Origin of the sequence: Marinilabilia salmonicolor JCM 21150 (assembly GCF_000259075.1) — a bacterium.
Taxonomy (GTDB): Bacteria; Bacteroidota; Bacteroidia; order Bacteroidales; family Marinilabiliaceae; genus Marinilabilia; species Marinilabilia salmonicolor.
This window is the reverse complement of record NZ_AJKI01000031.1, coordinates 240009-265540: the sequence shown is the minus strand read 5'-3', so window position 1 is coordinate 265540 and position 25532 is coordinate 240009. Positions and strand designations below refer to the sequence as shown.

General features: G+C 42.8%; 18 protein-coding genes. 9 read left to right on the top strand and 9 right to left on the bottom strand.

The window, feature by feature from the left end:
• Positions 1-15 precede the first annotated feature (15 nt).
• Positions 16-1719, bottom strand: a complete 1704-nt coding sequence (locus W7W_RS0115480) for an alanine/glycine:cation symporter family protein (protein ID WP_010664605.1) — start codon at positions 1717-1719, stop codon at positions 16-18.
• 440 nt (positions 1720-2159) lie between these two features.
• Here W7W_RS0115480 and W7W_RS0115475 point away from each other — a divergent pair, with 440 nt between their 5' ends.
• A complete protein-coding gene (locus W7W_RS0115475; RefSeq protein WP_010664604.1) occupies positions 2160-4145 on the top strand; it encodes a coiled-coil domain-containing protein in 1986 nt (661 codons plus the stop codon).
• 94 nt (positions 4146-4239) lie between these two features.
• Complete coding sequence (locus tag W7W_RS0115470) at positions 4240-5061, top strand: BT1926 family outer membrane beta-barrel protein (protein WP_081485189.1); 822 nt, start codon at positions 4240-4242, stop codon at positions 5059-5061.
• A 97-nt stretch (positions 5062-5158) separates the two neighbouring features.
• Here the strand turns inward: W7W_RS0115470 and W7W_RS0115465 are convergent, their stop codons facing one another.
• From W7W_RS0115465 to W7W_RS0115430, 6 genes are all read right to left on the bottom strand, one after another.
• Complete coding sequence (locus W7W_RS0115465) at positions 5159-7282, bottom strand: Tex family protein (RefSeq protein WP_010664602.1); 2124 nt, start codon at positions 7280-7282, stop codon at positions 5159-5161.
• Between the two features lie 308 nt (positions 7283-7590).
• On the bottom strand, positions 7591-8826 hold the full coding sequence (locus tag W7W_RS0115455; protein WP_010664601.1) for a DEAD/DEAH box helicase: 1236 nt from the start codon (positions 8824-8826) through the stop codon (positions 7591-7593).
• Between the two features lie 23 nt (positions 8827-8849).
• Positions 8850-10034, bottom strand: a complete 1185-nt coding sequence (locus W7W_RS0115450; RefSeq protein ID WP_010664600.1) for a class I SAM-dependent rRNA methyltransferase — start codon at positions 10032-10034, stop codon at positions 8850-8852.
• A gap of 14 nt (positions 10035-10048) precedes the next feature.
• Positions 10049-10669, bottom strand: coding sequence for a 3'-5' exonuclease (locus W7W_RS0115445; RefSeq protein ID WP_010664599.1), 621 nt, complete (start codon positions 10667-10669; stop codon positions 10049-10051).
• 286 nt (positions 10670-10955) lie between these two features.
• Positions 10956-11603: a DUF5063 domain-containing protein gene (locus W7W_RS0115435; protein ID WP_010664598.1), complete on the bottom strand. Its 648-nt coding sequence runs from the start codon at positions 11601-11603 to the stop codon at positions 10956-10958.
• 100 nt (positions 11604-11703) lie between these two features.
• Positions 11704-13611 carry a RecQ family ATP-dependent DNA helicase gene (locus W7W_RS0115430; protein WP_025006820.1) on the bottom strand — a complete coding sequence of 636 codons (1908 nt, stop codon included), beginning with the start codon at positions 13609-13611 and terminating at the stop codon, positions 11704-11706.
• Positions 13612-13713: 102 nt separating this feature from the next.
• Between W7W_RS0115430 and guaB the strand changes: the two genes are divergently transcribed.
• The 5 genes from guaB to W7W_RS0115400 all read left to right on the top strand — a co-directional run bounded on the left by guaB (position 13714) and on the right by W7W_RS0115400 (position 20886).
• Entirely contained in the window at positions 13714-15183 is a 1470-nt protein-coding gene (gene guaB, locus W7W_RS0115425; RefSeq protein ID WP_010664596.1) for an IMP dehydrogenase, read from the top strand.
• A gap of 424 nt (positions 15184-15607) precedes the next feature.
• Complete coding sequence (locus W7W_RS0115415; RefSeq protein WP_010664595.1) at positions 15608-16468, top strand: hypothetical protein; 861 nt, start codon at positions 15608-15610, stop codon at positions 16466-16468.
• Positions 16469-16689: 221 nt separating this feature from the next.
• Positions 16690-18051, top strand: coding sequence for a peptidylprolyl isomerase (locus W7W_RS0115410; protein ID WP_010664594.1), 1362 nt, complete (start codon positions 16690-16692; stop codon positions 18049-18051).
• Positions 18052-18061: 10 nt separating this feature from the next.
• Positions 18062-19015 carry a hypothetical protein gene (locus W7W_RS0115405; protein ID WP_010664593.1) on the top strand — a complete coding sequence of 318 codons (954 nt, stop codon included), beginning with the start codon at positions 18062-18064 and terminating at the stop codon, positions 19013-19015.
• A gap of 290 nt (positions 19016-19305) precedes the next feature.
• Positions 19306-20886 carry an OstA-like protein gene (locus W7W_RS0115400; protein WP_010664592.1) on the top strand — a complete coding sequence of 527 codons (1581 nt, stop codon included), beginning with the start codon at positions 19306-19308 and terminating at the stop codon, positions 20884-20886.
• Positions 20887-21007: 121 nt separating this feature from the next.
• Here W7W_RS0115400 and W7W_RS0115395 read toward each other — a convergent pair whose 3' ends face one another.
• Together W7W_RS0115395 and W7W_RS0115390 are read right to left on the bottom strand one after the other, a co-directional pair.
• Positions 21008-21229 carry a DUF2795 domain-containing protein gene (locus W7W_RS0115395; RefSeq protein ID WP_010425069.1) on the bottom strand — a complete coding sequence of 74 codons (222 nt, stop codon included), beginning with the start codon at positions 21227-21229 and terminating at the stop codon, positions 21008-21010.
• A gap of 81 nt (positions 21230-21310) precedes the next feature.
• Positions 21311-21871: a cob(I)yrinic acid a,c-diamide adenosyltransferase gene (locus W7W_RS0115390; protein ID WP_010664591.1), complete on the bottom strand. Its 561-nt coding sequence runs from the start codon at positions 21869-21871 to the stop codon at positions 21311-21313.
• Between the two features lie 1198 nt (positions 21872-23069).
• Here W7W_RS0115390 and W7W_RS0115380 point away from each other — a divergent pair.
• Both W7W_RS0115380 and W7W_RS0115375 read left to right on the top strand, forming a co-directional pair.
• Positions 23070-23810: an NUDIX hydrolase gene (locus W7W_RS0115380; protein ID WP_025006821.1), complete on the top strand. Its 741-nt coding sequence runs from the start codon at positions 23070-23072 to the stop codon at positions 23808-23810.
• Positions 23811-23819: 9 nt separating this feature from the next.
• Positions 23820-25433, top strand: coding sequence for an MFS transporter (locus W7W_RS0115375; RefSeq protein WP_010664589.1), 1614 nt, complete (start codon positions 23820-23822; stop codon positions 25431-25433).
• Positions 25434-25532 lie beyond the last annotated feature (99 nt).

Genomic DNA, 25532 nt, shown 5'->3' with positions numbered 1-25532 from the left:
CAGGCCGGTTATTGTTTACCATTTTGGACCCTTTTCATCCGGAAAACTCTCATTGTACTCATTCCAAAAACTTTTGACTTCCTGTTTTACTTCTTTATGAAGAAATAAGAGTCCTATCAGGTTTGGGATTGTCATCAGGGCGATGGTAATTCCTGAAAATATCCAGACAATGGTGGTGTCGGTAAATGATGCCAGAAAGAATCCGATAATATAGATGCCTTTGTACCATAAAACCCCCTTTATGCCAAACAGGAAGGTGACGGCTCTTCCGCCGTAATAACTCCAGGATATAGCAGTAGAAAAAGCAAACAGAAGTAAGCCGATGGAAACAATGTACTTTCCGTATTCTCCCAGCCAGCTTCGTGAAAAAGCTACCGTGGTAAGAGGAGCACTGTGCAGAAGAGATTCTCCTTCTATGGTGTAGCGATCGGACTCCTTTAATAGTCCGTTGATTACCCCGATGTTTCCTGAAAAAAGACTGCCGTCTTTGTATATTTTTACGTTTTCTGCAACGGAACGGGCATGGAGGATGGTGACATTACTCCCAGGGGCTCCGTTTTCGGTTTGCAGGGCCCCTGTAAACAGAGGCAAAGTGTTTTCTCCTGAAAGATGCTCTTGTAAAATGTTTCGGTCAGCGTCTGTGTAATGTCCATCAATGATTTCCATATCGGTCATCTGGAACCGGTTTTCAAGTTTTTCATTCCATACCCCTGATGCCATGAGGGTCAGTCCCGTAAGCATACAAATGATTATTGTGTCAATGAATGGCTCCAGCAGGGCTACAAGACCTTCGGAAACGGGTTCGTGAGCCCTTGCTGCGGCATGCGCGATAGGGGCAGAGCCCTGTCCTGCTTCATTGGAAAACAATCCGCGGTTAACTCCCCGGTTAAAAGCGAAAGCCACTGATGCGCCTAAAAATCCTCCCGTGGCCGAGCTGCCTGTGAGAATGCCGGAAGCTATGGCTTGAAGTGAGGGAATTATGTTTTCATAATTGTAAACGATAACCAGCATGGCTCCGATAAAATAGATGACTGCCATTACCGGAACCAGTGTTTGGGTCACTTTGGCAATCCTTTTGATGCCTCCAAGAATTACAAACCCCATCAGAACACTTAAAATTGCTCCTGTAAGGACATGGGGGATTTCGAAGGTTTCGAAAAGAGAATTGGATATGCTGTTGATCTGAGGAAGATTGCCGGTTCCAAAGGAGGAGAAAATTGTTGCTACTGCAAAAATGATGGCCAGCAGACTGCCTGTTTTTATTACTTTTCCTGATGGAAGTCTAAGGTTCAGCCTTTTTTTCATGTAGTACATCGGTCCTCCACTGATGGATCCGTCAGACGCTTTGTCTCTGTATTTATGAGAAAGTGTAACTTCCACAAACTTGGTGGTCATTCCAATCATCGCAGTTACCAGCATCCAAAACAGAGCCGCCGGGCCTCCCAGGTGAAGAGCCAGGGCCACTCCTGCAATATTTCCTGTACCCACCGTCCCCGAAAGTGCAGTGGTCAGTGCCTGAAAATGGCTTGTGTCCCCCACGTCGCCTTCCCGGTCGAATTTTCCCCTGACAATTTTAAGGGCATATTTAAAAAATCTTATTTGCGGAAAAACCAGGTAAATGGTAAAGAACAGGCCAGTGCCCAATAAAAGATAAACAAACCAGGCTGATCCTCCGATCATGCTGTCGATTTGTGTGAGAATGTTCGTGAATTCCTGCATAAGTTTAGGCTGATAAATGGTTGGGATTTGCAAATATAGCAATTGAAACGGGCTCCGGGTTTAACAGTTATTGCTTTTTTGTCGCTTTGTTTAATTTCTTATTTCGTTCGTTGGCTGAAGTTGTTCGTTCAGAAAACAATGATAGTTGTTCAGAAAGTGAGGGTGTTTGGGGTTGGAATATATGAACTTCTTCTGGTAAGTTTGTGGCGTTTTTAAAAGAAAAGCTCTTTAGTTTTTTCCTTTTTAGGCAGACAGATTTCACTGTGTTGTTTCTTTTATTTCCCCCTGAAAGAATTTTGCCACCGTGTAATAAGTGTTCAAACGATGATCTCGTTTGGTTTATCTCTTATTGATTTTAAATAGAAAATTTGTCGTTAAATATTGAATTTTCAAATAATTCTGAACAAATAATCTTTGTTTAATTTTAATCAATTAGTTAAATGAAAAATTTAAAACTCCTAACCGGTACGGCTGTTTTGGCCGGACTCCTACTCACCACCGGATGTGTGAAAAATGAAGAGGCTGACGGTGTAAAAGCCCTTAGACAAGCTCAGGCAGCTAAATTAAATGCCGAAGCTACTGCCACAACTCTTGCCGCTGAAGCTGAAGCTGCTTACAGAAACGCCGAAACAGCGGTTAAGCAGGCTGAAGTTGCCATTAAAGAGGCTGAAGCCCGAGCAAAAGAAATACAAAATGCTTACAATGAAGCCAGCAATGAGATTTCAATTGCCAATGCTCAGATCGCTGCTGATCTGAATCAGGCTCAGACTCAGGCTATCATTGACAAGGCTCTTGTTACTGCTGAAAAAGATTTGGCTGAAGCCCAGAAAGACCTGGAGATTGCGCTTTCAAAGTATGAATCCGAGCTTGCTGCTGATGCTGCAAAAAACAAGAATCTTTCTGCTTATCTGACTGCTTACAAAGAAGCTATCACAGATGTTAATACTTTGAGGCAGGAGATTATCGGTCTTCAGAGAAATCTGGCCACCGCTCAGTTGTACTTCCTGAATAATAATCTTACCGATTCAGGAAATCTGGCCGCTGCCAAAACCATTCAGCAGGAATACCTGAATGTTAAACTTGGATATCTTCAGGGATGGGTGGAACGCTACGAAGCAGTAATGGGTGATTTGGCAACCATTGCTGACGAACTGGTAGATGTGAAAGAAGATATCTACAATCTTAAAGCTCAGATTGATGACAAAGAAGTGGAGCAGAAGCTGGCAGAGCAAGCCCGCGAAGTTGCGCTCGAAGAGTACCAGGCTGCTTACGATGCATGGGAGGAAGTGGTGAATAAGGATAATTTGATTGATTTATTTTCTGATGAAGAAAACATAAATTCTGAGATTATTCCTTATAGTTATCTTACCAATGTAATTGATCCTGATAATATTGAAGAAACTGGTGCTGGTGATTCTGACTTTGATACCGAAGGTATTTATTTCCAGTCATACAAATATTACAATGACTGGATTGAAGGCTTCGAAGCCGATATTGATGCCAATGAGGAGTTGATTTCCGAAAAAGAAGATGTGGTTGATCTGCTTGAAGAGCTTCATGAGCAATATGCATCTCAACTGGCCGCTCTTGAACAGGCTGTTATTACGGAATTTGAAAAGATCGAGCCTCTGTTGCATGAAGTAAATGTGGCTGAAATTGCCAATCAGGCGGAACAAACAACTGCCAGTCAGGATGCATTGGATGATGCAGTGGATGCTCTTGAGGCTGTCACGGACAATCCCGGTGATCCGATGAACTCTACTTCAGGAACATTCTACGATGCATATACAGCTTATGACGAATTCATCAATGATGTGAATGATTCTGATATAGATCTCTCTTTCCTTTATATGGCCAACTATGCGGAAAGTCCACTGGGACCCAACGAGGAGGTAGTAAATATCCCTTATTTTATTGGAGTATTTAATGCAGAAATTGAAAGCTGGGAAGCAGAAATTGACGGCTGGGAGGATGATATGAGTGAGTATGAGGCCGATCTCGAAATTGTTGAAGGTTATGTTGCTTATCTCGAAGGTCTTCAGTCAGGTAATCTGACAGCCCTGGAAACTTCTTACCAGGATGCCAAAGCTGTATTTTATGCCGCAAGGGTTGCTTATGATGAAGTTTCAGCCGAATTGGCTGCTCTTAAAGCTGAGTTAGTTCGTGCTGAAGGTTTTGAGGATGTTCTCGAAGGAAATGGCGAAGATATTTCAGACGATTTGTATGAAAATGTAACCGGTCTTAAAGAGCAGATTGCTAAAACAGAGGCTGATATCGCTGAGATTGACAATGACTTTGCAAACTGGGAGGCTTTGATTGCAAGCCTGGAAGCAAAAATTGCCCAGAAACAAACCGAGCTGGATATCTATCAGGCAGAGGCAGATCATTACAAAGAGTTAATTGATGCAGAATTAGGAGAGGAGTAGTTTAGGAGAAATAAATATTCCCCGGCCGGGGAGTTCAGCTTCCCGGCCATATTTTTCACTATTACTATAATCCTTAAATAAAAGCCTGATTCTTATGAGAAAGATAAAAATGTCGTGGACGTTGATGGTGGCAATGCTCCTTCTTACCGGAGGAGTTATGGCTCAATCTTTTGGTCCGCAGGCAGGCGATAAATCGGTGGCCCTACGCTTTGGACGTGCTGTTTCGTTTGGCGATATGTATTATGAAGTAAATGGAGCCGTAAATGATTGGGATGGTATTGCAAGGAATCTTTCCTGGCCCCTGGAAAATACCTACAGTACAAGTAACAGCATGACAAATATGATTGGTGTCGAAGCGAAATATTTCATCACTTCACAAATTGCTGCACGCTTCAACGGTTCAGGAGCTATTGTTAGCTCTCCTGCTGCAGATGCAACAATGGTGACCGGAGAAGCAAGAGTGGAGGGAGAAGCTTCTTATCCTGGAACATTCGTTCCGGGTTGGGAGATGATGGAAAGCCGCACTACCAAACAGTTTTATGTTGATTTAGGTGCCGATTACTATTTCGCCAGTAACTATTCGAAAGTAAACCCCTACGGGGGAGTGCAAGTCAACGCTACCTATGGTCAGATGGAAATTGCTGATGGATTCAGAGGTGTTGATGATGATGGAGAAGTGATTCCTACCTATGATACGCGTCGCGGAGAGGCTTATGGCCTTGGCGGTAGTATTGTCGGAGGTATCGACTACTATTTGTCCGAAGGAATGTTTCTTGGGATTGAGATTAAAGCCTTTAATTATATGTACAATGCAAAACGTGTGTTTCATCAGAGTGGTATGGAAGCACAGGATGCTGCTACACATAATACTGCGTTCCTTTCACAGCCGGTTATTAAACTTGGTTTCCGGTTCTGATCAGGAAAGAATAAATGTTAACAAAAAAGGCGACCTTACGGGCCGCCTTTTTTGTGTTGTAAATACGATTCATGTATAGACGATTCATGAATCGTCTCTACAGGTTTTTCATCGACAACTGGATCCTTTTGCGGGCTACATCCACCTCCAGCACCCGCACTTCCACATGCTGATGTAACTTTACCACGTCATTGGGGTTTGAAATGAAACGGTCGGCCAGCTGGGAAATGTGCACCAGTCCGTCCTGCTTGACTCCCACATCCACAAAGGCACCAAAATTGGTGATGTTGGTAACAATGCCAGGGATTGTCATTCCGGGTTTCAGATCTTCCATGCTATGTACGTCTTTGGAAAACTCAAAAACTTTGATGGTTTGACGTGGATCCCGCCCTGGTTTCTCGAGCTCCTGCATGATGTCTTTTAGAGTAGGCAAGCCGGTATCGTTTGTTACATAACGATTCAGATCAATCTTTTCTCGAAGCGTCTTGTCATTAATCAGGTCTATTATTTCACATCCCAGATCAGCGGCCATCTGTTTTACGATGGAATAAGACTCGGGGTGAACGGCAGTGCTGTCCAGTGGGTTTTTTGCATCCGAAATCCGGAGGAATCCTGCCGCCTGTTCAAAAGCTTTGGCTCCCAGTCTGGGAACTTTTTTTAATGCTGCACGACTGGCAAAGGCACCGTTTTCATTCCTGTATGATACGATGTTTTTGGCCAGTGCTGGTCCCAGACCGGAGATGTATGTGAGCAGGTGATGACTGGCAGTGTTGAGGTTTACCCCTACACTGTTAACTGCCGATTCTACGACTCTGTCCAAAGCGTCTTTTAACTGATGTTGATCTACATCATGCTGATATTGGCCCACTCCGATGGATTTTGGGTCGATTTTCACCAGCTCTGCCAACGGGTCCATCAGGCGACGACCAATGGAGACTGCTCCGCGAACAGTGACATCATACTGGGGGAATTCATCACGGGCAACTTTGCTTGCGCTGTAAACAGATGCACCGTCTTCACTGACTACAAAAACCTGAACGTCACGATTGAATTTTGTTTTCCTTACCAAATCTTCGGTTTCCCTGGAGGCCGTTCCGTTTCCAATGGCAATGGCTTCTATTTTGTAGGCATCTACCAGCGAATCCAGTTTCTTCATGGCTTTCACGCTCTCTTTTTGCGGGGGATGAGGATAAATTGCTTCATTGTGCAACAATTCACCCTGAGCATCCAGACATACCACTTTACAGCCGGTGCGGTATCCCGGATCAATGGCTAGTACGCGCTTCTGGCCAAGTGGAGGAGCCAGTAAAAGTTGTCTCAGGTTGTCACTGAATACCCGAATGGCTTCTTCGTCGGCTTTTTCCTTGAAGAGTGCCATGGTCTCGTTTTCCAGGGAGGGGGCCAGTAATCTTTTGTATGAATCTTCGGTCGCCATTTCTACCTGATCTGATGCATCGTTGTTTCCTTTTACAAAAAGGCGTTTTAGACGGGGCAGCACATTTTCTGCATCAGGGGCTGCTCCCAGTTTCAGGAAGCCTTCTTTTTCTCCACGCTGCATGGCCAGGAACCGATGGGAGGGGCAGCGCTTAAGCGGTTCGTCCCACTCAAAATAATCACGGTATTTGGCACCTTCCTCTTCTTTTCCTTTTACCAGCCGTGCTGTTATTACAGAATGGTGCTGAAAACTGTTGCGGACAATCTCCCGGGCGGTCTGATTTTCGTTGATCCACTCAGCAATAATGTCGCGTGCACCCTGCAACGCAGCCTCTGTATCAGTAACTTCATCGGTCAGGAAGGAGGCTGCCCGGGTCTCTATATCCCGTTCATGCTGCTTCATTATGATTTTGGCCAGTGGTTCCAGTCCCAGTTCCCTGGCTTTTGTGGCGCGTGTTTTTCTTTTTGGCTTGAAAGGCAGGTAAATGTCTTCAAGTTCTGTACTGTCGTAACAGTTTTCTATTTTTGATTTTAATTCATCGGTGAGCAAATCCTGTTCTTCGATGGTTTTCAGAATGGTCGCTTTTCTCTTCTCCAGGTCCTGAAATTTGTCGTAGGCTTCCTTTATGTCTCCAATGGCAACTTCATCTAAACTTCCGGTGCGTTCTTTCCTGTATCTGCTGATGAATGGAATGGTAGCTCCTTCGTCAAGGAGCGCAATGGTGTTGTTGACCTGAGTTGCTGAAATACCTGTTTTTTCAGCTATTAGTTTTGGAATGGTTTGCATAATGAACGGATTTTATATGATTTTTTTGTTTTTGCCCGATCGTGATTCTCTCTGATGCTGAAAAGCTGCATAAACAGGGACTGGCCCGGCCCATACAGCCTTCTGATTTCTTGATAATGCAAATTTTATATTACCACATTACTCGTTTATCTGCTCTCCTGCACATATTTGCTCTTTTCGGGTAATTCCGGTTATCTGCCATGTGTCAGCAGGAAAGTAAACTTTTTTCAGCATTTGATAAAACGGTCCAAAAGCATTGTACTGCATGAGGTTTGTTGAAAAGCTGACCAGGAGCTTTACGGGCTGACCTACCTATTGTTATCCCGGGATTTTCCGGAAGGTTTCCCTCCTTTTTTGTTGTACCGTTTAAAAGGTTTTTTCCCTTTCCTGAAAGGTTTTGGATTATATGCCGGGCCTTCTCCAACCTCCTGAGGCAAAGGAATTTTTATGATGGTTGATTCAATCAGTTCTTCAATTTTTTGAAAATCCTGTTGATCTTTTTCGGTGATGAAGGTCAGTGCCACTCCTGTGGAGGATGCTCTGGCGGTACGCCCCACCCGGTGTACGTAATCTTCTGCATCATGGGGAACATCAAAATTTATGACCAGGTCGATTCCTTCCACATCAATACCCCTGGCTATGATGTCGGTGGCCACAAGAATCTGCACATTTCGGTTTTTGAATTCGCGCATTACTTCAGTCCTGTCTTTTTGTTCCAGATCTGAGTGAATTGCTTTTGCCGGGAATCCGTTTCGTTGCAGAGATTGTTGAATCTCCTTAACCTTTTGTTTGGTAGAAGAGAAGATTACAATGCTTTTCAGATCTTTCCCCTTCAGCAGGCTGTTGATCAATGGTATTTTCTGGGGTTCGTAAGTCATATAAGCTCCCTGGAGTACTCCTTCTGCCGGTTTGGACAGGGCGATGTTGACTTCTTCATATTCAGAAAGGAGTTCACGAGCCATGTCTCTGATTTTTTTGGGCATGGTAGCCGAGAACATGAGGGTCTGCCGTTCTTTGGGAAGGAAGGAGACAATTTGCATAATGTCTTCGTAGAAACCCATATCGAGCATACGATCTGCTTCGTCGAGGATGAGGTGTTTTAAGGTATCCATCTTGACGTATCCCATGCTCAGATGCTGAATCAGCCGGCCGGGTGTGGCCACGATCACATTGGCTCCTGTGGTCAGCGCATTTTTCTGTGCATTCCAGAGTCCGGCATCATTTCCTCCATATACCGCAATAGAGGTGATTGGTAGAAAATACCCAAAACCCTCCATTTGCTGATCAATTTGCATGGCCAGCTCACGGGTTGGCACCAATACTAAGGTATTGAGTCCTTCGGAATTTGATTGCACCTGACGATCGAGTACTGGAAGCAGATAAGCTGCTGTTTTTCCGGTGCCGGTTTGCGCACAGGCAATCATATCTTTCCCGTTCATGATGGGAGGGATGGTGGCCTCCTGAACGGGGGTTGCTTTTTCAAATCTCATGGCTTCCAGTCCGTCAATTACTTCCTGCGAGAAGCCAAATTCTGTAAATTTCAAAATCTTTTCTTTTTTAGTTACTGTTACTCCACTAGAAGAACCAACCCTTTCAGGTATTCACTTTCGGGATGATAAATATTAACCGGATGATCTGCCGGTTGCTCCAGCTGATGCAGAATTCTTACAAAACGGCCGGTTTTGGCGGCAGCCGAAAAAACTGCTTTTCGGAAGGCATCTTTACTGATGACCTGAGAACAGGAGAAGGTAAAGATAATGCCGCCTGGTTTAATTTTTTCTATGGCTTTTGCATTTAATTTTCGGTATCCCTGCAGGGCATTCGGAACCACATTCAGATGTTTTGCAAATGCCGGAGGGTCCAGAATCATCAGGTCATATTCATCTTTCGGGGAATTCAGGAATTTAAACGCATCTTCTGCAAAAGCCTGATGTCGCTCATCACCCGGGAAGTTAAGTTCCACATTCTGGCGGGTCAGTTCAATGGCGCGTTCGGAACTGTCCACAGAATGTACCAGCGATGCTCCTCCCCGCAAGCCATAAAAAGAGAATCCTCCGGTATAGCAAAAAAGGTTCAGAACTTTTTTGTCTTTGCTGTATTTCTCCAGTAAAGCTCTGTTCTCACGCTGGTCAACAAAAAATCCGGTTTTCTGGCCTTTTTCGTAGTCCACATTAAAGCGCAATCCGTTTTCAATAGCTGTTTTATCCTCTGTTTTCCCGTAAAGAAAGCCATTTTCTGCTGTGATATTGGCTTTAAAAGGGATGGTTCCCTCCGATTTGTTGTAAATGGCCTTGAGTTCCGGGCCCAAAGCATTTTGGAGGGCTTTACACAATGTGTCTTTGATGAGGTACATTCCAACTGTATGGATTTGCATAACAGCGGTTTGGTTGTACATATCCACGATAAGTCCCGGCATGCCGTCTCCTTCTGCATGAATCAGCCGGTAGGCATTGGTTTCCGGATTGTTGAAGAGACCTGATTTTTTTCTGACATCCAGGGCTTTTCGGATTTTATCTTCCCAGAATTTTTCATCCGGCGTTATTTTGGAAAACGAAAAGATTCTTACTGCGATGGAACCGATCTGCGAATGGCCCATTGCCAGAAAGTTGTTGTTGTTGTCCAGTACTTCTACAATATCTCCTTCTTCTATTTCTCCGGAAACAGATTTGATGGCCCCTGAGAATATCCAGGGGTGAAACCGTAAAATGCTTTGTTCTTTTCCCGGTTTTAGAATGATTTTAGCAAATTCCATATATAGGTTGGCTGTTATGAGCTTTTTTCTTGTGGTTGAGCGTCTTTTTTCTTCAGAGGAACCGGTTTCAGCTCTTTTAATTTGTTGTAAATCTCAAGAGATACCCAGGCATCGGTGGCCGCGTAAAGTATTTGTCCCTCTGATAGTTCCTGAGCTTCCCAGTTGGAGAGTCTTTGTCGCTTGGAAACTCTGAATCCCAACAGAAGACCGGCAAGGTTTTTCAAACTCAGGACTTCAATTCCGTATTTGGGAGCCATTTCCTGAAGCTCCACAAATCCTTTGGGAACAAAATTGTTTAACTGTTTCAGCCCCCGGATGTCGTCCCGAATGCCGACGCCAACCTTTACAACCCCGGGGTTGTTCATTAGTTTCGTCAGGGAACCGTTGAATCCTGTATTGGGAAGGCGAAACAGATAAGCTTCGTCTTTGGTGCTGAGTTGCAGGAGTGATATGTCGTGAGAAACACCTTTTTTAAAAGAGGGCTTGGTTTCGGTATCAAAACCGATCGCTTTTTCTTTTAGAAGTCTTTCTACGATTTCGGAAACGTGATCAGGATCCTCAATCACTGTCACTTTCCCTTCAAACTGTTTCAGGGGTAATTCGTTGATTGCGTCTTTGGATATTGTATGCTGCATTCAGTTAAAATGTTACTGTTGGCCGGTCTTTGTTTTCTGCCGGCACTAATTAGTGCTCGTCTATAAACTCGGGATAGTGTATTTGTTATCATGTGTCTGGTCAGAAAGTGCCTGTTGCATGGCTTGCCCCGATATCTTCGGGGGCTTGCGAAGCTGCCAAAAACGGAGTTCCGAAGTAGCTTTTGTAAGGTTTTTTGAACAAAAAACCATCAAAAAGCACAATCGGGATGAGTATTTTGGCGGCAAGCGTAACGACGCAAATGGTACTTTATGGACAGACACTAAATTAAATGTTGTTCCGATCTTCTTCGTGGTCATCCTGCCAGTTTTTTTGCATTTTTGAGATCAACCAGTCATCGGTGTTTCTACGATCTTCTGTCGGATCGGTTTCATCATTTTCTTCATCTATGTTCTCTCCGTTGAAGGCGACCTCATGCAATGCCCTGAGAACGTTGACTAGCTTTTGTCCCCAATACTCCTCAAAACTATGTATTAGTTCGATGAGTGCTTCATTCATGATCTCTGTTACGGCTGTACGGTAACTCATTAAGAAGTCCTTGACATCCTGATAGATGTCCGCCAGGTTTTCAGAAATCGTTGCCGTGAGCGGTTCTACACTTCTTTGCATATCTGCGGTAAAAACTTCCAAATAATCATTGTAGGGGCCCATTTTTACCAATACCGCATTAAGGATTTGTTGATACTCGTCCTCATTCACAAATTTTTCCAGGAAGTCATCTTCCAGCATTGTTTCCGTTTTGGGTAAAACGGATGCTTTGAGGTACAATAGTGGCAGCATTTTGCGCCCTGTATCCACAAAATCCCTGCGAGGCAGTGAAAGTGTACTTTCGAGCCAGACACAGAATTCCTTGGCAACAGTTACAAATTCAACTACGTTTTTGGAATAAACCGGATGTTCAAAATCTGTCTGCATAATTGTTGCAAAATTAGTGATAAATATTGATAATGTTGTGTTTAATCGGGGTAAAACCCTATTTTATATAGTCTTTCCTCAAGCCATGTCAGCAACTGTATTATTTCAGCCACTCCATCTCTCCCGTTTCCATCTCTCCAATTATTTCGTGATCTTCAAGCCATTTTAATACCTCCCAAACCTTTTTTTGGTCATATTGAAGGGAATCAACGAGTTTTTCTGCCTCCATGGGGTGTGCTTTCAGAAGTTTTTCCATCGATGTTTCGATGTCATTAAAGGTGTTGTCAGTCAGGCCGGTCTTTTTTCGGGAAAGACAGACATCGCATATTCCGCAATTTCCGGACTTGCTTTGTCCGAAGTAACTAAGCAGTAGCCGGCTTCTGCAGATATGATCCGATGAACCGTATTCAATGACGGCTCCGATCTGATCCATGTATTGTTGTTTTCTTTTTTCATAGACCTCAGGAGGCAGGCGCAGGTGCCGTAGTTCTTCGCGCGATTGAAGCCAGGTAATCAAAGGTGTTTTTCTTCGGGGGATGTAGTGAATAATGCCTGCTTTGGAGAGTTTCTGAAGTGCTTTGTAAATAACCTCCACCTTTGCTGCGGTTTTTTTGGCCAGATCTGCTTCATAGATAGAGGCATACTCAGTAAACAGGCCGGTGTATGTACGTAGCAATATTTTTATAAACGGATCCATATCTGCATGGGCCACCTGGTATTTGTAAAGTTCGTTACCCTCAACCAGAAACATTGCTTTTGAGGGGATGTCAAGCTCCTCAGTGAATGTCAGGTATCCGGCTCGCTGTAGGATCTTCAGGGAGTTGAAAACCTGAAGAATGTTGAATTTGAAGGTGCTGCAGAATTTCCCCATGTCAAAATCATAAATCATTTGAAAACCTGTGCCTACGGGTAACTGGAAGAAATTCCCCAGGGCCTCGTAAATTCTTTTTATTGCTTCCGGCTCCGGGAAAGTGGTTTTAACCTGCTTGTTTAATTTTGCTTTGTCGTTGTTGCTCCATAATAAAACGGCAAAAGATTTTTTCCCGTCACGTCCTCCTCTTCCGGCCTCCTGAAAATAAGCTTCGAGAGAGTCCGGTGCATCCATGTGTACTACCATCCGAACATCGGGTTTATCAATGCCCATTCCAAAAGCATTGGTGGCAACCATCACACGGGTTTGATTTCTTTTCCATTTATCCTGACGATCGTTTTTGCTGATATGGGTAAGACCTGCATGAAAATAATCGGTACTTATGTTGTTCTGAATGAGTAATTGGGCATATTCACGTGTTTTTTTTCGGCTTCTTACATATACAATAGCTGTTCCTGTTACAGCTTGAAGAATTTTTATCAGTGCTTCTTCCTTATTTTCTGTGGGACGGACGACATATGCCAGGTTGGGCCGGGCGAAATCTTTTTTGAAAATGTTTCTTGATTTGAACATTAACCGCTCCACGATGTCTTCCACCACTTGCGGGGTGGCGGTTGCAGTTAGTGCCAGGACAGGGGTGTCGGGTATGATTTCCCTGATGGCTGCGATTTTGAGGTAGGAGGGTCTAAAATCATATCCCCACTGGGAGATGCAGTGTGCCTCATCCACTGCAATAAGGTTGATGTTCAGAAATGGCAGTTTTTGCAGAAAAAGTTCGGTGGACAACCTTTCGGGAGAAACATATAAAAATTTAGTGCCACCAAACATGGCGTTGTCGAATGTAATTTGAATTTCACGGTAAGAAAGACCTGAATGAATTGCCGCTGCTTTGACACCCACACTTTTCAGGTTTTCCACCTGATCTTTCATGAGTGCAATTAAGGGGGTAACCACCAGGCAGAGACCTTCGCTGGCCAGTGCGGGAACCTGAAATGTGATGGACTTACCCCCGCCTGTTGGCATCAGTGCCAATGTGTCATTGCCTGCGCCTACAGATCGAACAATGTCCTCCTGCAGCGGTCTGAAGGTGTCGAAGCCCCAGTATTTTTTTAATATCTCATGATATTTGTCGGACATACGGGCAAAATTAATCAAATAATCTATCCGACAGAAACTGCAAAACAAAAGAGAATTTCTTACCTTTGCCAAAATTTTTTTAAACCTAAAAAGCATCAGCTCATGTCATTTCTCAACGACAAAATCGCATCAGACGGATTGACTTTTGATGACGTACTTCTGGTTCCGGCTTATTCGGAAGTATTGCCTCGGGAGGTGGATCTGTCAACTCGTTTTTCACGGAATATTATTTTGAAAACACCTATTGTTTCGGCAGCGATGGATACCGTTACCGAATCGCATCTGGCTATTGCCATTGCCAGAGAGGGAGGTATTGGTGTGATTCATAAAAATATGACCATCGAAGAACAGGCTAAGCAGGTAGAGATTGTGAAAAGAGCCGAAAACGGGATGATCTATGATCCGGTGACCATCAAACGGGATAAAACGGTTGCAGATGCTCTGGGCCTGATGAGTGAATACAAAATCGGTGGAATTCCGGTAGTGGACGATGAAGGTTATCTGGTGGGGATTGTTACCAACCGGGATTTGCGTTTTGAAAAGGATTTTGAGCGCTCCGTGGAGGAGGTGATGACTTCTGAGAATGTCATCACAACCAATCAGACCACCGATCTTGAAAAGGCTGTGGATATTCTTCAGCGACACAAGATTGAGAAGTTGCCCGTTGTGGATAACAACAATAAACTGATTGGTCTGGTCACTTATAAAGATATTACCAAGGCGAAGGATAAACCTCTTGCCTGTAAGGACTCAAAGGGACGATTGAGAGTGGCTGCCGGAGTGGGTGTTACTGCTGATACCTTTGAGCGCATTCAGGCACTTGTGGATGCCAATGTGGATGCCATTGTAATTGATACAGCACATGGTCATTCAAAAGGTGTTTTGAATACTTTGCGCGAAACCAAAAAGAGATATCCGGAGTTGGAGGTTGTCGTGGGAAACATAGCTACAGCCGAAGCAGCCAAAGATTTGGTGGATGCCGGGGCAGATGGCGTGAAAGTCGGTATTGGTCCCGGTTCTATTTGTACTACTCGTGTAATCGCAGGTGTGGGGGTTCCTCAACTTTCTGCCATTTATGAGGTGCATAAAGCTCTTAAAGGCACAGGAGTCCCGCTAATTGCTGATGGCGGACTCCGTTATAGCGGTGATATTGTAAAAGCTCTGGCTGCAGGAGCACATTCTGTGATGGCTGGTTCTTTGTTTGCCGGAGTGGAGGAATCTCCAGGTGAAACTATTATTTACAACGGTCGGAAATTTAAAACCTACCGGGGGATGGGATCCATCGAAGCTATGCAGAAAGGATCAAAAGACCGGTATTTCCAGGATGTGGAAGATGATATTAAGAAATTGGTTCCCGAGGGGATTTCTGCCCGGGTCCCTTACAAAGGCACCTTGTATGAGGTTATTTATCAGTTGATCGGGGGGCTTCGTGCCGGAATGGGATATTGTGGTGCTGCTGACATCGAAGGAATGCATGGTGCACGTTTTACGCGTATTACCAATGCCGGCGTGATGGAGAGTCATCCACATGATGTGACCATCACCAGGGAGGCTCCTAACTATTCACGATAGTTGAGTGATGGTTCTTAACCTGAACTATTCATAAATTATCTATTACAATGTTCAACTACCGGCTAAATACAGGCGTCCTCAATAAAATTGACTTGAAAATAAATTATTATTCCCATCATCAATTTTCTTTGCGGTTTCCCGTATTTATTGGTATTTGAACATCTCATGACGAAAACTTATGAAACGAAGTTCGACGAAGTCAATAGACCAGGTTAAATGAGTATAATACAGACCCGGAAAAAGCATTTGCGTTTTTCCGGGTTCTTTTTTGTAATTTTGAAGTTTGATCATGTTGTTGTTTGTCAACCACCAAACATTCCCTTATTTTTGTGTGATTAAGAACCTTCGGATGAACGTTTTCTTGTCTTGATCATAGATTTCCGGGTGTTTTTGAGGCAATTACCGATTATAAAATAATATACGAATGAAGTTTAGAGCACTTACAATATTTATTCTCTTTGTCGGATTTTCATTTTTGCTGCTCACATGCCGGGATTCCTCGCAGGAAAAAGCAGGAAATCCAGTTGTGCGTGTGGGGAATGAAGTGTTGACGGACAATGATTTGAAGGAAGTGTTGCCATTAGATGTCAGCAAAGAAGATAGTTCTGCGCTGGCAGATGAATATGTCAACCGTTGGGTGCGCAGTAAATTATTTCTTCGGCAGGCCGAGTCAAACCTGACAGATGAAGAGAAGGATGTTAGTCAGATGCTTGATGAATACAGAACTTCGTTGCTGGTGAATAAATACCAGCAGAAGATGTTGGAACAGAAATATTCTCCATTGTTGAAGCACGAAGAGATTGAAAAGTATTACAAAGAGATGCAGGACAATTTTAAGCTTCAGGAGAATATTGTCAGAGGATTGATGTTGAAGGTACCTTTGAATGCTCCGGGACAAAATGATGTTCGTCGCTGGTGCCGGACAGCCGACCCAGAGAGTCTTGTCGAACTTGAAAATTACAGCCTGCAAAATGCACGGATGTATAAAATGTTTTTGGATACCTGGGTGCCTTTTCAGAGAATAAATGCAAATTTGCCGGAACCGGTTAGAAATGAGGAACGGTTTTTGAGATACAACCGTTATTATGAAACCACCGATGAGCAATTTCGATATTTCTTTTTGGTCACGGATTATGAGTTCATAGGAAGTATTGCTCCGCTCACTTTTGTGGAAGAGAGAATAAAAGCCATACTTTTGAACAAGAAAAGGGGGGAATTTATAAAGAGTCTTGAAAAAGAGTTGTATAATGAAGCCCTTGAGAAGAAAACTATAAATTTTTATTAATAATCTTTTAGCCTGATCGTTCAGGCAAGTGTAATGATCCTTAATTTGACGAACTATAATTTTTGACGAATTTTTCTTTTTTCAGAGTAAGTTTTACAGTCATTGTGAACTGCGTCCAAAAATCTTAACGCAGAAAAATAAAATAAGACAAAAATTAGTTTAGGAAATTACGATTCTTTACACCAGAAGCTTTTTCTTTTTTTAATGAAAAAATTTTTCCAATGCAGATAAATTTTCATCGCATCAGACTTACTTTTTTGCTTATTCTGATAGGCTCAACGTTCATGGTTCATGCCCAGAAAAATGTGATTGACCAGGTTGTTGCCGTGGTGGGTGACGAACCCGTGCTTCGGTCCGATATCGAGTTTCAGCATCAGCAGGCACTTATGGAGGGCGTTGATTTTCCCGGTGATTTGAAATGTCACATTCTGGAGCAGATGATGGTTCAGAAACTTCTTTTGGAGCAGGCAAAAATTGACAGTGTAGAGGTAAGCGAAAATCAGGTGCTGATGACCGTGGACCGTCAAATTAATGAGTTTATAAACCGGGCCGGTTCGAGAGAGAAACTGGAAGAATGGTTGAATAAGTCTATTCTTCGCATCAAGGAGGAGCAACGAGATTTGGTTCGTAATCAAATGCTTACGCAGCAAATGAGGTCGCAGATTTCTAAAGATATTAATGTGACTCCGATGGAAATCAGACGGTTTTTCAGAGAAACATCGGAAGACAGTCTTCCACGTATGCCAGCGCAATTCGAATATCAGAAAATCGCCATTACTCCACGTATCAGTCAGGATGAAATTGACCGGGTGAAGGGGCGTTTGCGTGATTTTCAGCGTCAGGTGCGCGAAGGACGTGATTTTGCAACCCTGGCTGTTTTATACTCTGAAGATCCTAACAGTGCAGCCCGGGGAGGGGAGCTTGGTCTTACGCCCAGAGCAAATCTGGTTCCTGAGTTCTCGCAGGTAGCTTTTAATTTAAGAGACAAAAATAAAGTATCCAAAATTGTAGAGACAGAGTTTGGTTTTCATATTATGCAGTTGGTGGAACGTCAGGGAGACCGCATTAATGTTCGTCACATTTTGCTGAAGCCCAAACCGTCAACAGAAGCTGTTGAGGAAGCCAAAGAGGTAGCCGATTCACTTGTGACACTGATTCGTGCAGACAGCATCTCTTTTGAAGATGCGGCACTGCGGTTCTCTATGGATAAAGATACCCGGGCCAGTGGAGGTACAGTCATTAATCCTCAAAGCCAGTCCACCAAATTTGAACTTCCGCAAATTCCTCCCACCATTGCAAGGGTTATTGAGAATATGGAGGAAGGTACTGTTTCTGATCCTTTTCTGATGAAAGATCAGCGACTGGGAACCGATCAATATACCATTGTCCGGCTGCAAAAGAAAACACCTCCGCATCGTGCCAATATGGTAGATGATTATCAGACCATAAAACGGATGCTGGAGAACAAAAAGCAGGAGGAAACGTTTAACGAATGGATTGAGAGAAAACAACAGGAGACCTATATTTCCATCTCCGGGGAGTGGAGAAATTGTGATTTTGAATTTGAGGGCTGGATAAAATAAGCGGGTGAAAATGAGGCATGTTATATTGATTCGGGGAACCGTATTGTTTTTGGCGCTTCTACTGATTAGTGGATGTGCCAGAGAAGCGTATAACATCTCCTGGAAGGGCGTGGTAGTGGATAAAAGTTCCGGAAAGCCTGTAAAACATGCCCGCATTCTTGCCTCATCTGCTTATCAGGCCAACATTGATGAAACCGGAACTCAGAAGAAATATACGCTTAGCGATGAATACGGCCGCTTTCGGATGTCTTTTCGACGAGGATTCGGGATTACTGTTCGAACTAGTGCTTCAGGCTTTCTGAGTGGTCTCGATTATAAAGTGGTAAAGAAACCCGATATCAGTGATACCATTTTTTTATCTCCCTATCCTTTCAATGCAAGTCTGGTGGTGCGGAAAATGGATGAGGGATCCTTCGCTGCCACAGTTCCGTTTATCCGGGAGAAGCATATTGTTGAGCGTAACGGGACAGGAGCAGGCAGGTTAATGAAATGGGGTTTTAATTTTCTGGAGGGCTCCAATACACTGAACCTTGATAGTGCAGATATCTGGATTGAAGTCAACCAGAAAACCGGGAAAATGGTTTTAAATGCTTCCCCCAAAGGAGGGGTTTTTCCGGTTTTGCAGACTGAAAACAGTGATTTTATAACCAGTGTTACCAAAGCTCCTGAGTCGGGATATCTGAAAAGTTATGTGTTGACAGGAGATGAAGCCGGTTTTTTTGTGCTTTGCCGAAATGGAGTGAATGTAGCCAAGATGATTCCCGAAGATAAAATATGTATCCTTTCCTATGAACAGCCCAATGGTAGTATGGTTAAGGAAACAGGAATTCGTTTTGATTATTTGTTTCAGCCTGACTTACAGAACCGTTTTTATTTCCCGGTTTCAGCTTCTGCTGAAATGATTGAATTTCCGAAAGATGAAAGTTCGTTTAATCCTGAATTTCAGGAATCAAGTGTAGATTGAAATTAAATACTACGTGTTGATTCGGGTTTTTTTGAGAATAAAGCTAAAATGGAGCTTTGATTTTTCCCTGAGTTATGCCGCTTTGTTCAAAAAGAAACTTATATAAAAGAAGGCTTAATTTAAAGTAGCGTTATTGTAATTATAGAGATTGCATCGGGCCAGTAAATTAGATACATTTTATACGGATGAAACGAGCATGGAGCTTTGATTTCTCAAAACTGCCACAAAATAATATGTATAAAAGACTCGCGAGTTCCATCAGGCCAATAATTTAGATAATTTTTATACTGATGAATTTTTCCAGAATACTACTTCTATTTTCTTTTGTTTTTGTCACGCTTCAGGTGGTTCTGCCCCAGCAAAATCAGCGGGGTAAGGGCACCATCTTAATTGAATATGCAGACATGTTGGAGGGGGCTGAAAAGCGTCTCGGTAAAAACGTACAAGCTCTTAAGGGGAATGTAAAAATGCGGCATCACAATACGCGAATGTTTTGTGATAGTGCCATCATTTTTCGGGATTCCAATAAGGTTGAGGCTTTTGGTTCTATTCATATTATACAGAATGACACCATTGATCTTTATGGGGATAAACTTTATTACGATGGGAATGAAGAGATCGCGAAGGTTCGTGAGAATGTGCGTCTGGTAAACAGAAATGTTGTGCTCACGACCAATCATCTTGATTATGACCGCCGTGACGATGTGGCTTACTATTTTAACGGGGGCCGAATTGTGGATGAAAGCAATGAACTGGTGAGCCGGCTTGGATTTTATTATCCTCGAAGTGGCGAAGTAAACTTCAAGGACAGTGTTGTGTTGACCAATCCCGATTATCTGATGTATAGCGATACGCTGAAATATTTTACCAGAACAGAAGTGGTGGAAATTGTGGGGCCTACCGATATTGTTAGTGATCAGAATACCATTTATTCGGAATTAGGATTTTATGATACAAAAAAGGATAAGGCCCGGCTTTTGAGGAATAATTATATTGATGGGGGAGAACAAACTTTGCGTGGGGATACCATTTATTACGACAGGAAAAAGGGCTTTGGAGAGGTGTTTTCTTCTATGGAGTTGGAAGATACTGCCAATAATGTTATAATTACCGGGAATTATGGTTTTTATAATGAATTAAGTGAGCGGGCCATGGCAACCCGGCGGGCTGTGCTTAAACAAGTGTATGGCACAGATACGTTGTTCCTTCATGCCGATACGCTTCGCGCCGATCCGGTTGATGACGATCCTGAAAATAAAATTGTCCGGGCATTTCATCATGTGCAGTTTTTTAGATCCGACCTGCAGGGGCGTTGCGATTCAATGGTTTACGATTTCCGTGACAGCACCAACACCTTTTATCACGACCCTGTTATCTGGGCTCAGGGCAATCAAATGACTGCAGGAACCATTAAACTTTTTACCAAAAAACGTGCACTCTTTAAAGCTGAGATGATTGACAATGCCTTTCTGATTGCACCCGAAGATACCATGCATTATAATCAGATTAAAGGGAAAATGATGACGGGTTACTTTAAAGACAATCAGTTGTATAAGATTGATGTGGATGGTAATGGTCAAACTGTTTATTACCCAAAGGATCGGGAGTATGTGATAGGAGTCAACCGGGCAGAGAGCAGCAATCTTACTATTTTTCTTGAAGACCGGAAGGTAAATACGATTGTATTGCGAACCCAGCCATCAGGAAATATGAATCCTCCCTTGGTTTTGGCTCCGGAGGACACTAAACTTGACGGTTTTGTCTGGCTGGAACAGTACCGGCCCAAGAATTATGAGTCCATTTTTAACTTTAAAAAGATGGAGATAGATGTCAAACGTGCCGATTACAGCGGGTATCAATTTGACCAGTGAGTATTATTTATAAAAAAGAAGGCCTGTCTTTGCTAAAAAAACAAATTCAGGTCACCTGATATTGCAAGGGGTCTTGAAAAAGAGACCCCTTGTTTGTTTTTAATACTGTCAGATGAAGTATTTAATATTCATCTTCATTAAAGAAGAAATCGTCCTTACTTGGATAATCCGGCCAGATATCTTCAATACTTTCATATACTTCACCTTCATCCTCAATTTCCTGAAGATTTTCAATTACTTCAAGCGGTGCGCCGGAGCGGATTGCAAAATCGATTAATTCATCTTTAGTGGCAGGCCACGGAGCATCCTCTAGTTTAGAAGCTAATTCAAGAGTCCAATACATATCGTTAACAGTTTAACTCTTAATAATATTTTGTTTTTTACTATTGCTGATTTTCTGCGAAATTAGAAAAAAAAAACAATCTTACAACTTTGGACTCCATGGAATTTCATTATTATCGTAAAAATTAGATAAATATCTGGATAACACGAAGAAATAGTCCGACAATCTGTTCAGGTATCTTATGACCCACGTGGCAACGTCTGTTTTTTCAGCCATCTCATTGACTCTTCGTTCTGCTCTGCGACAGACTGTTCGTGCGATGTGTGCGTAAGTTGCGGCCGGATGTCCCCCGGGAAGAATGAAATTTTTTAACGGAGGAAGTGATTCTTCCATTTTATCCATTTCTCTTTCCAGCAAGGTGATTTCTGATTCATCGGAGTTTAATCTGGTCCTCAAATCAGATACAGAATCATCGGTAGCAAGGTAGGCGCCTATCATAAATAACTGATCCTGGATGTGCAGGACTGTCTTGTTAATGGATTCTTCATTTGGCCATGAGCGAATCATACCGATGTTTGCGTTGAGTTCGTCCACTGTTCCGTATGCCTCCAGCCGGTAATGGTGTTTATCGACACGGGTCCCGCCGATCAGACTGGTCTTTCCTTTATCTCCTGTTTTGGTATATACCTGACTTTTTGCCATTCGTTAAATGTTCTTGGTTTTGTAGGGTAACAAAGATATGTCGATAAGGATTATTTCAATAGGATTTTTAACCTAATTTAGTATCTGTCCGTAAAGTGCCATTTACAAATGGAAATATGCAATACAGATAAAATTAACAACAACAGCCTCGTGAGGGGTACTTGTATCTCAATAGTTAGTGTTTGTCTATAAAGTCCAACTTCTGCGTTGTTGCTCAAAATCTAAATCCTCAAATACATTAGTATTCTGCGGTTTAGATTTTTCATACGCCTTGAATTTGAACTTTCTAGCTCAAACACATGAAAAACGCTTCGTTTATGGACAGAAACTATTTAGTATCTGTCCATAAAGTACCATTTGCTTCGTTACGCTTGCCGCCAAAATACTCATTTACCCAAGTAAACTCCGTTTTTGGTGGCTTGCGCCACCCATCGGTCGCCAAAGGCTTGCCGACGGCACGGCGCTAAAGCTTTAGGCGGCACGCGGTCGCAAGCCTTGCAACTGGCGCTTTCTGACCAGACACATGACTTTTTACAAACTTTCCCGACTTTATAGACGGGCACTATTTAGGGAAAGGAGCGTTGCTGCCGTTGTATTGTGGAGGGAAGAGAGCATTTTAGTGCCATACGGTCGTTTTATCCCGGGGCTGCTTTTCAAAATACTATAAGACGGAAGGAATGTTGAATTTTTTTCTTCTTCCGTCTGCCTGTCCTTCTTCTGCCTTTGGGTTTTCTTTAATGAAAGGAGTCCTTCTTGTTTAGAATGAATATAAATTACCTCTTGTGTCAGAATTGCTTATTCGCCGAAAGCAAGAATTATCAACGCATCTAAGTGTTGATTTTACAATAAATATATTTTAAGGAATTAAAATACTTTTTATTCTTTGAATTTTATGGATTCCTTTTTAATTTAGCGATGTGAAATCAAAGTGTTTTTTTAACACTTAACAGTGTGGTCGGTTGAAGTAAGAGAACTTTGTCTGATTTATTTATGAATCATTGTGATGAGATGTTCATATGTCAGGAAAAACAAGACATCGCCAATGAAATTGAAAAAGAGAATGATCAATTATTTTCAAGTCAGTTTGATTGATGTTGGGTATGCTTTTCAGATTGTTGGACATTGTAACAGGTTATTCAGGAATTACTCAGGTTAAATGTACAAACAAATTTTTTAATTTTTAATGGCTCTGTAAAACATGGTGAAAAAGATACTTAATAATACGATTTCTGTTGATTGTGTAATTTTCGGATTTGATTTTGAAAAGCTTAATGTTTTATTGGTTGACCGTGTTTTGGTAGATGAAAAATCAGGAAAAGAGCTGTTTACAGATCTCACATTGACAGGTAATCATATTTTTGAAGACGAAAGCCTGGAGGATGCTGCCGCCCGTATTCTTTTTGATCTGACCGGGCTGGAGAATATTTATCTGAAACAGTTTGGCGCGTTTGGAGATCCTGAACGATTGCTAAAACCAAATGATCAGGCATGGCTTAAAGCCAGCGGACGTGATCCGCACAGTCGTATTTTGTCGGTAGGGTATTATTCTCTTTTGGCTACTGAAAAGGTCACTCTGAAGTGGAAAGGACGGAACGTAAAATGGTATCCGGTTTCTGAAGTTTCTGAATTGGCGTTCGACCACATTGATATCTTCCAATCGGCATTGGAAGCACTTCGGCGTGAGTTGCTTTACGAACCGATCGGCTTTGAATTGCTCCCTGAGAAATTCACCTTGTCTCAGCTTCAGAAACTTTATGAGGTAGTGCTTGGTGTTGAGTTGGATAAGAGAAACTTCCGCAAGAAAGTGAGTCGAATGAAATATTTGATACCTCTTGATGAAAAGCAAAAGGGTGTTGCTCATAAACCGGCCAGGTTGTATATGTTCAGTCGTGAGGTTTATGAGAGAACGCGGAAAGAAGTTTTTGATTTTAATATTTAAAAGGAATCCATGTCCAATATTATTCAGAAATTAAGTTTTAAAGAGAAGGTTGGTTATGCTCTGGGGGATGCTGCAGCCAATATAGCCTGGAGAGGGGTTGCCACTTTTCTGATTGTTTTTTATACCGATGTTTTCGGTCTGAATCCTGCAGCCGTTGGTTTGTTGATGTTGATTGCACGTTCCAGTGACGGTATCAGTGATGTACTGATGGGGATTGTAGGAGATCGGACCAATTCAAAGTATGGAAAGTTTCGTCCCTGGATTCTCTGGACAGCGGTTCCTCTTGGAGTTATTCTTTCCATGTTGTTTTCTACTCCTGACCTTGGTGCTACGGGGAAAATTGTCTATGCCTATTCCACCTATATCTTATTTACCCTCATTTATACTGCCAATAATGTTCCTTACGGGGCCTTGATGGCGGTAATGACCGGGGACGATAAGGAACGCACGAGTATCGGGTCTTACCGGATGGTGGGTGCTTTTGCCGGAGGGATGCTGGTTCAGGGGGCACTGCTACTGTTAGTGTCGCACTTCGGTAATATCAATCCTTCCATCGAAGTTGCCCAGATAGAGAATCAGAAGTATGAAGTGGTGGTTTCCACACCTGAGAATGTGGAAAACGTCAATATCAAAACCGAAGACGGAGTGGCTCTTTTCAGCTGGGCTGATGCTGCGCTGGCGGATAGTTCAAATATTCCTACCAAAGGGAAAAGTTTCTCAATGGAGGCTAACAAAGAATATGCGTTTATTGTGGAAGGTGAACCGGAACTGGAGGCTGCCAGAATCCGAATCATTGATCAGAAACAGGGGTACAGTAAGTCTATTTATCTGATGTCCATTGTTCTGGTGATTTCATTGTTTATCACCTTTGCAGCTACCAAAGAGCGGGTACTTCCACCCAAAACACAGGAGACTAATTTGTTGAGGGACCTGAAAGATCTGGTGAAGAATAAGCCCTGGCTGATTCTTTTGATTATTGGCTTGTTGTTTAATATTTACAATTCCATAAAACAGGGTATTACGGTCATTTATTTTACCCATTATCTGCACAACCAGCTGTTGGCAGGATCTTATATGGTGATGTTGATGATTGCTTCGATTCTCGGAGCCATGGCAACTTCCCCGCTTGGGCGCCGACTGGGCAAAAGAAAGTTGTTTATCTATGCACTGCTGTTCTCCGGAGGTGTTAACGCATTGATTGCTTTTTGTGGCCCGGAAGATACCACGGCCATTTTTGCCATCGGCATCATATCTGAATTTGGGGCAGCAATATTCCCCACCTTGTTCTTTGCGATGCTGGGAGATGCCGCTGACTATTCTGAATTCAAAAACGGAAGACGGGCTACCGGACTGGTTTATTCGGCCGGATCTTTTGCTACCAAATTTGGCGGTGGGTTGGCAGGTGCCATTATTGGAGTGGTGTTGGCCTTCTTCCATTATGACGGACAAAATGCTGTGGCTATTCAGGGAGCAGTGCCGGGAATTATTATGCTCATGAGCTGGATCCCTGCGGTAATTGCTATTATAGCGGCTGTATTGATGCGTTTCTATCCGCTGGATCAGGATGCTTTGGATGAAATAACAACAGAACTGAATGCACGCAGGGCTGCAGAAAATGCTTGACCTGATTAATTTATGAATTTTCGTAATGAAATTATTTGTGAAACAAAGTTCGATGAAGTCAATTATTCAGGTTAAATAAAAACACATTAATTAATAAAT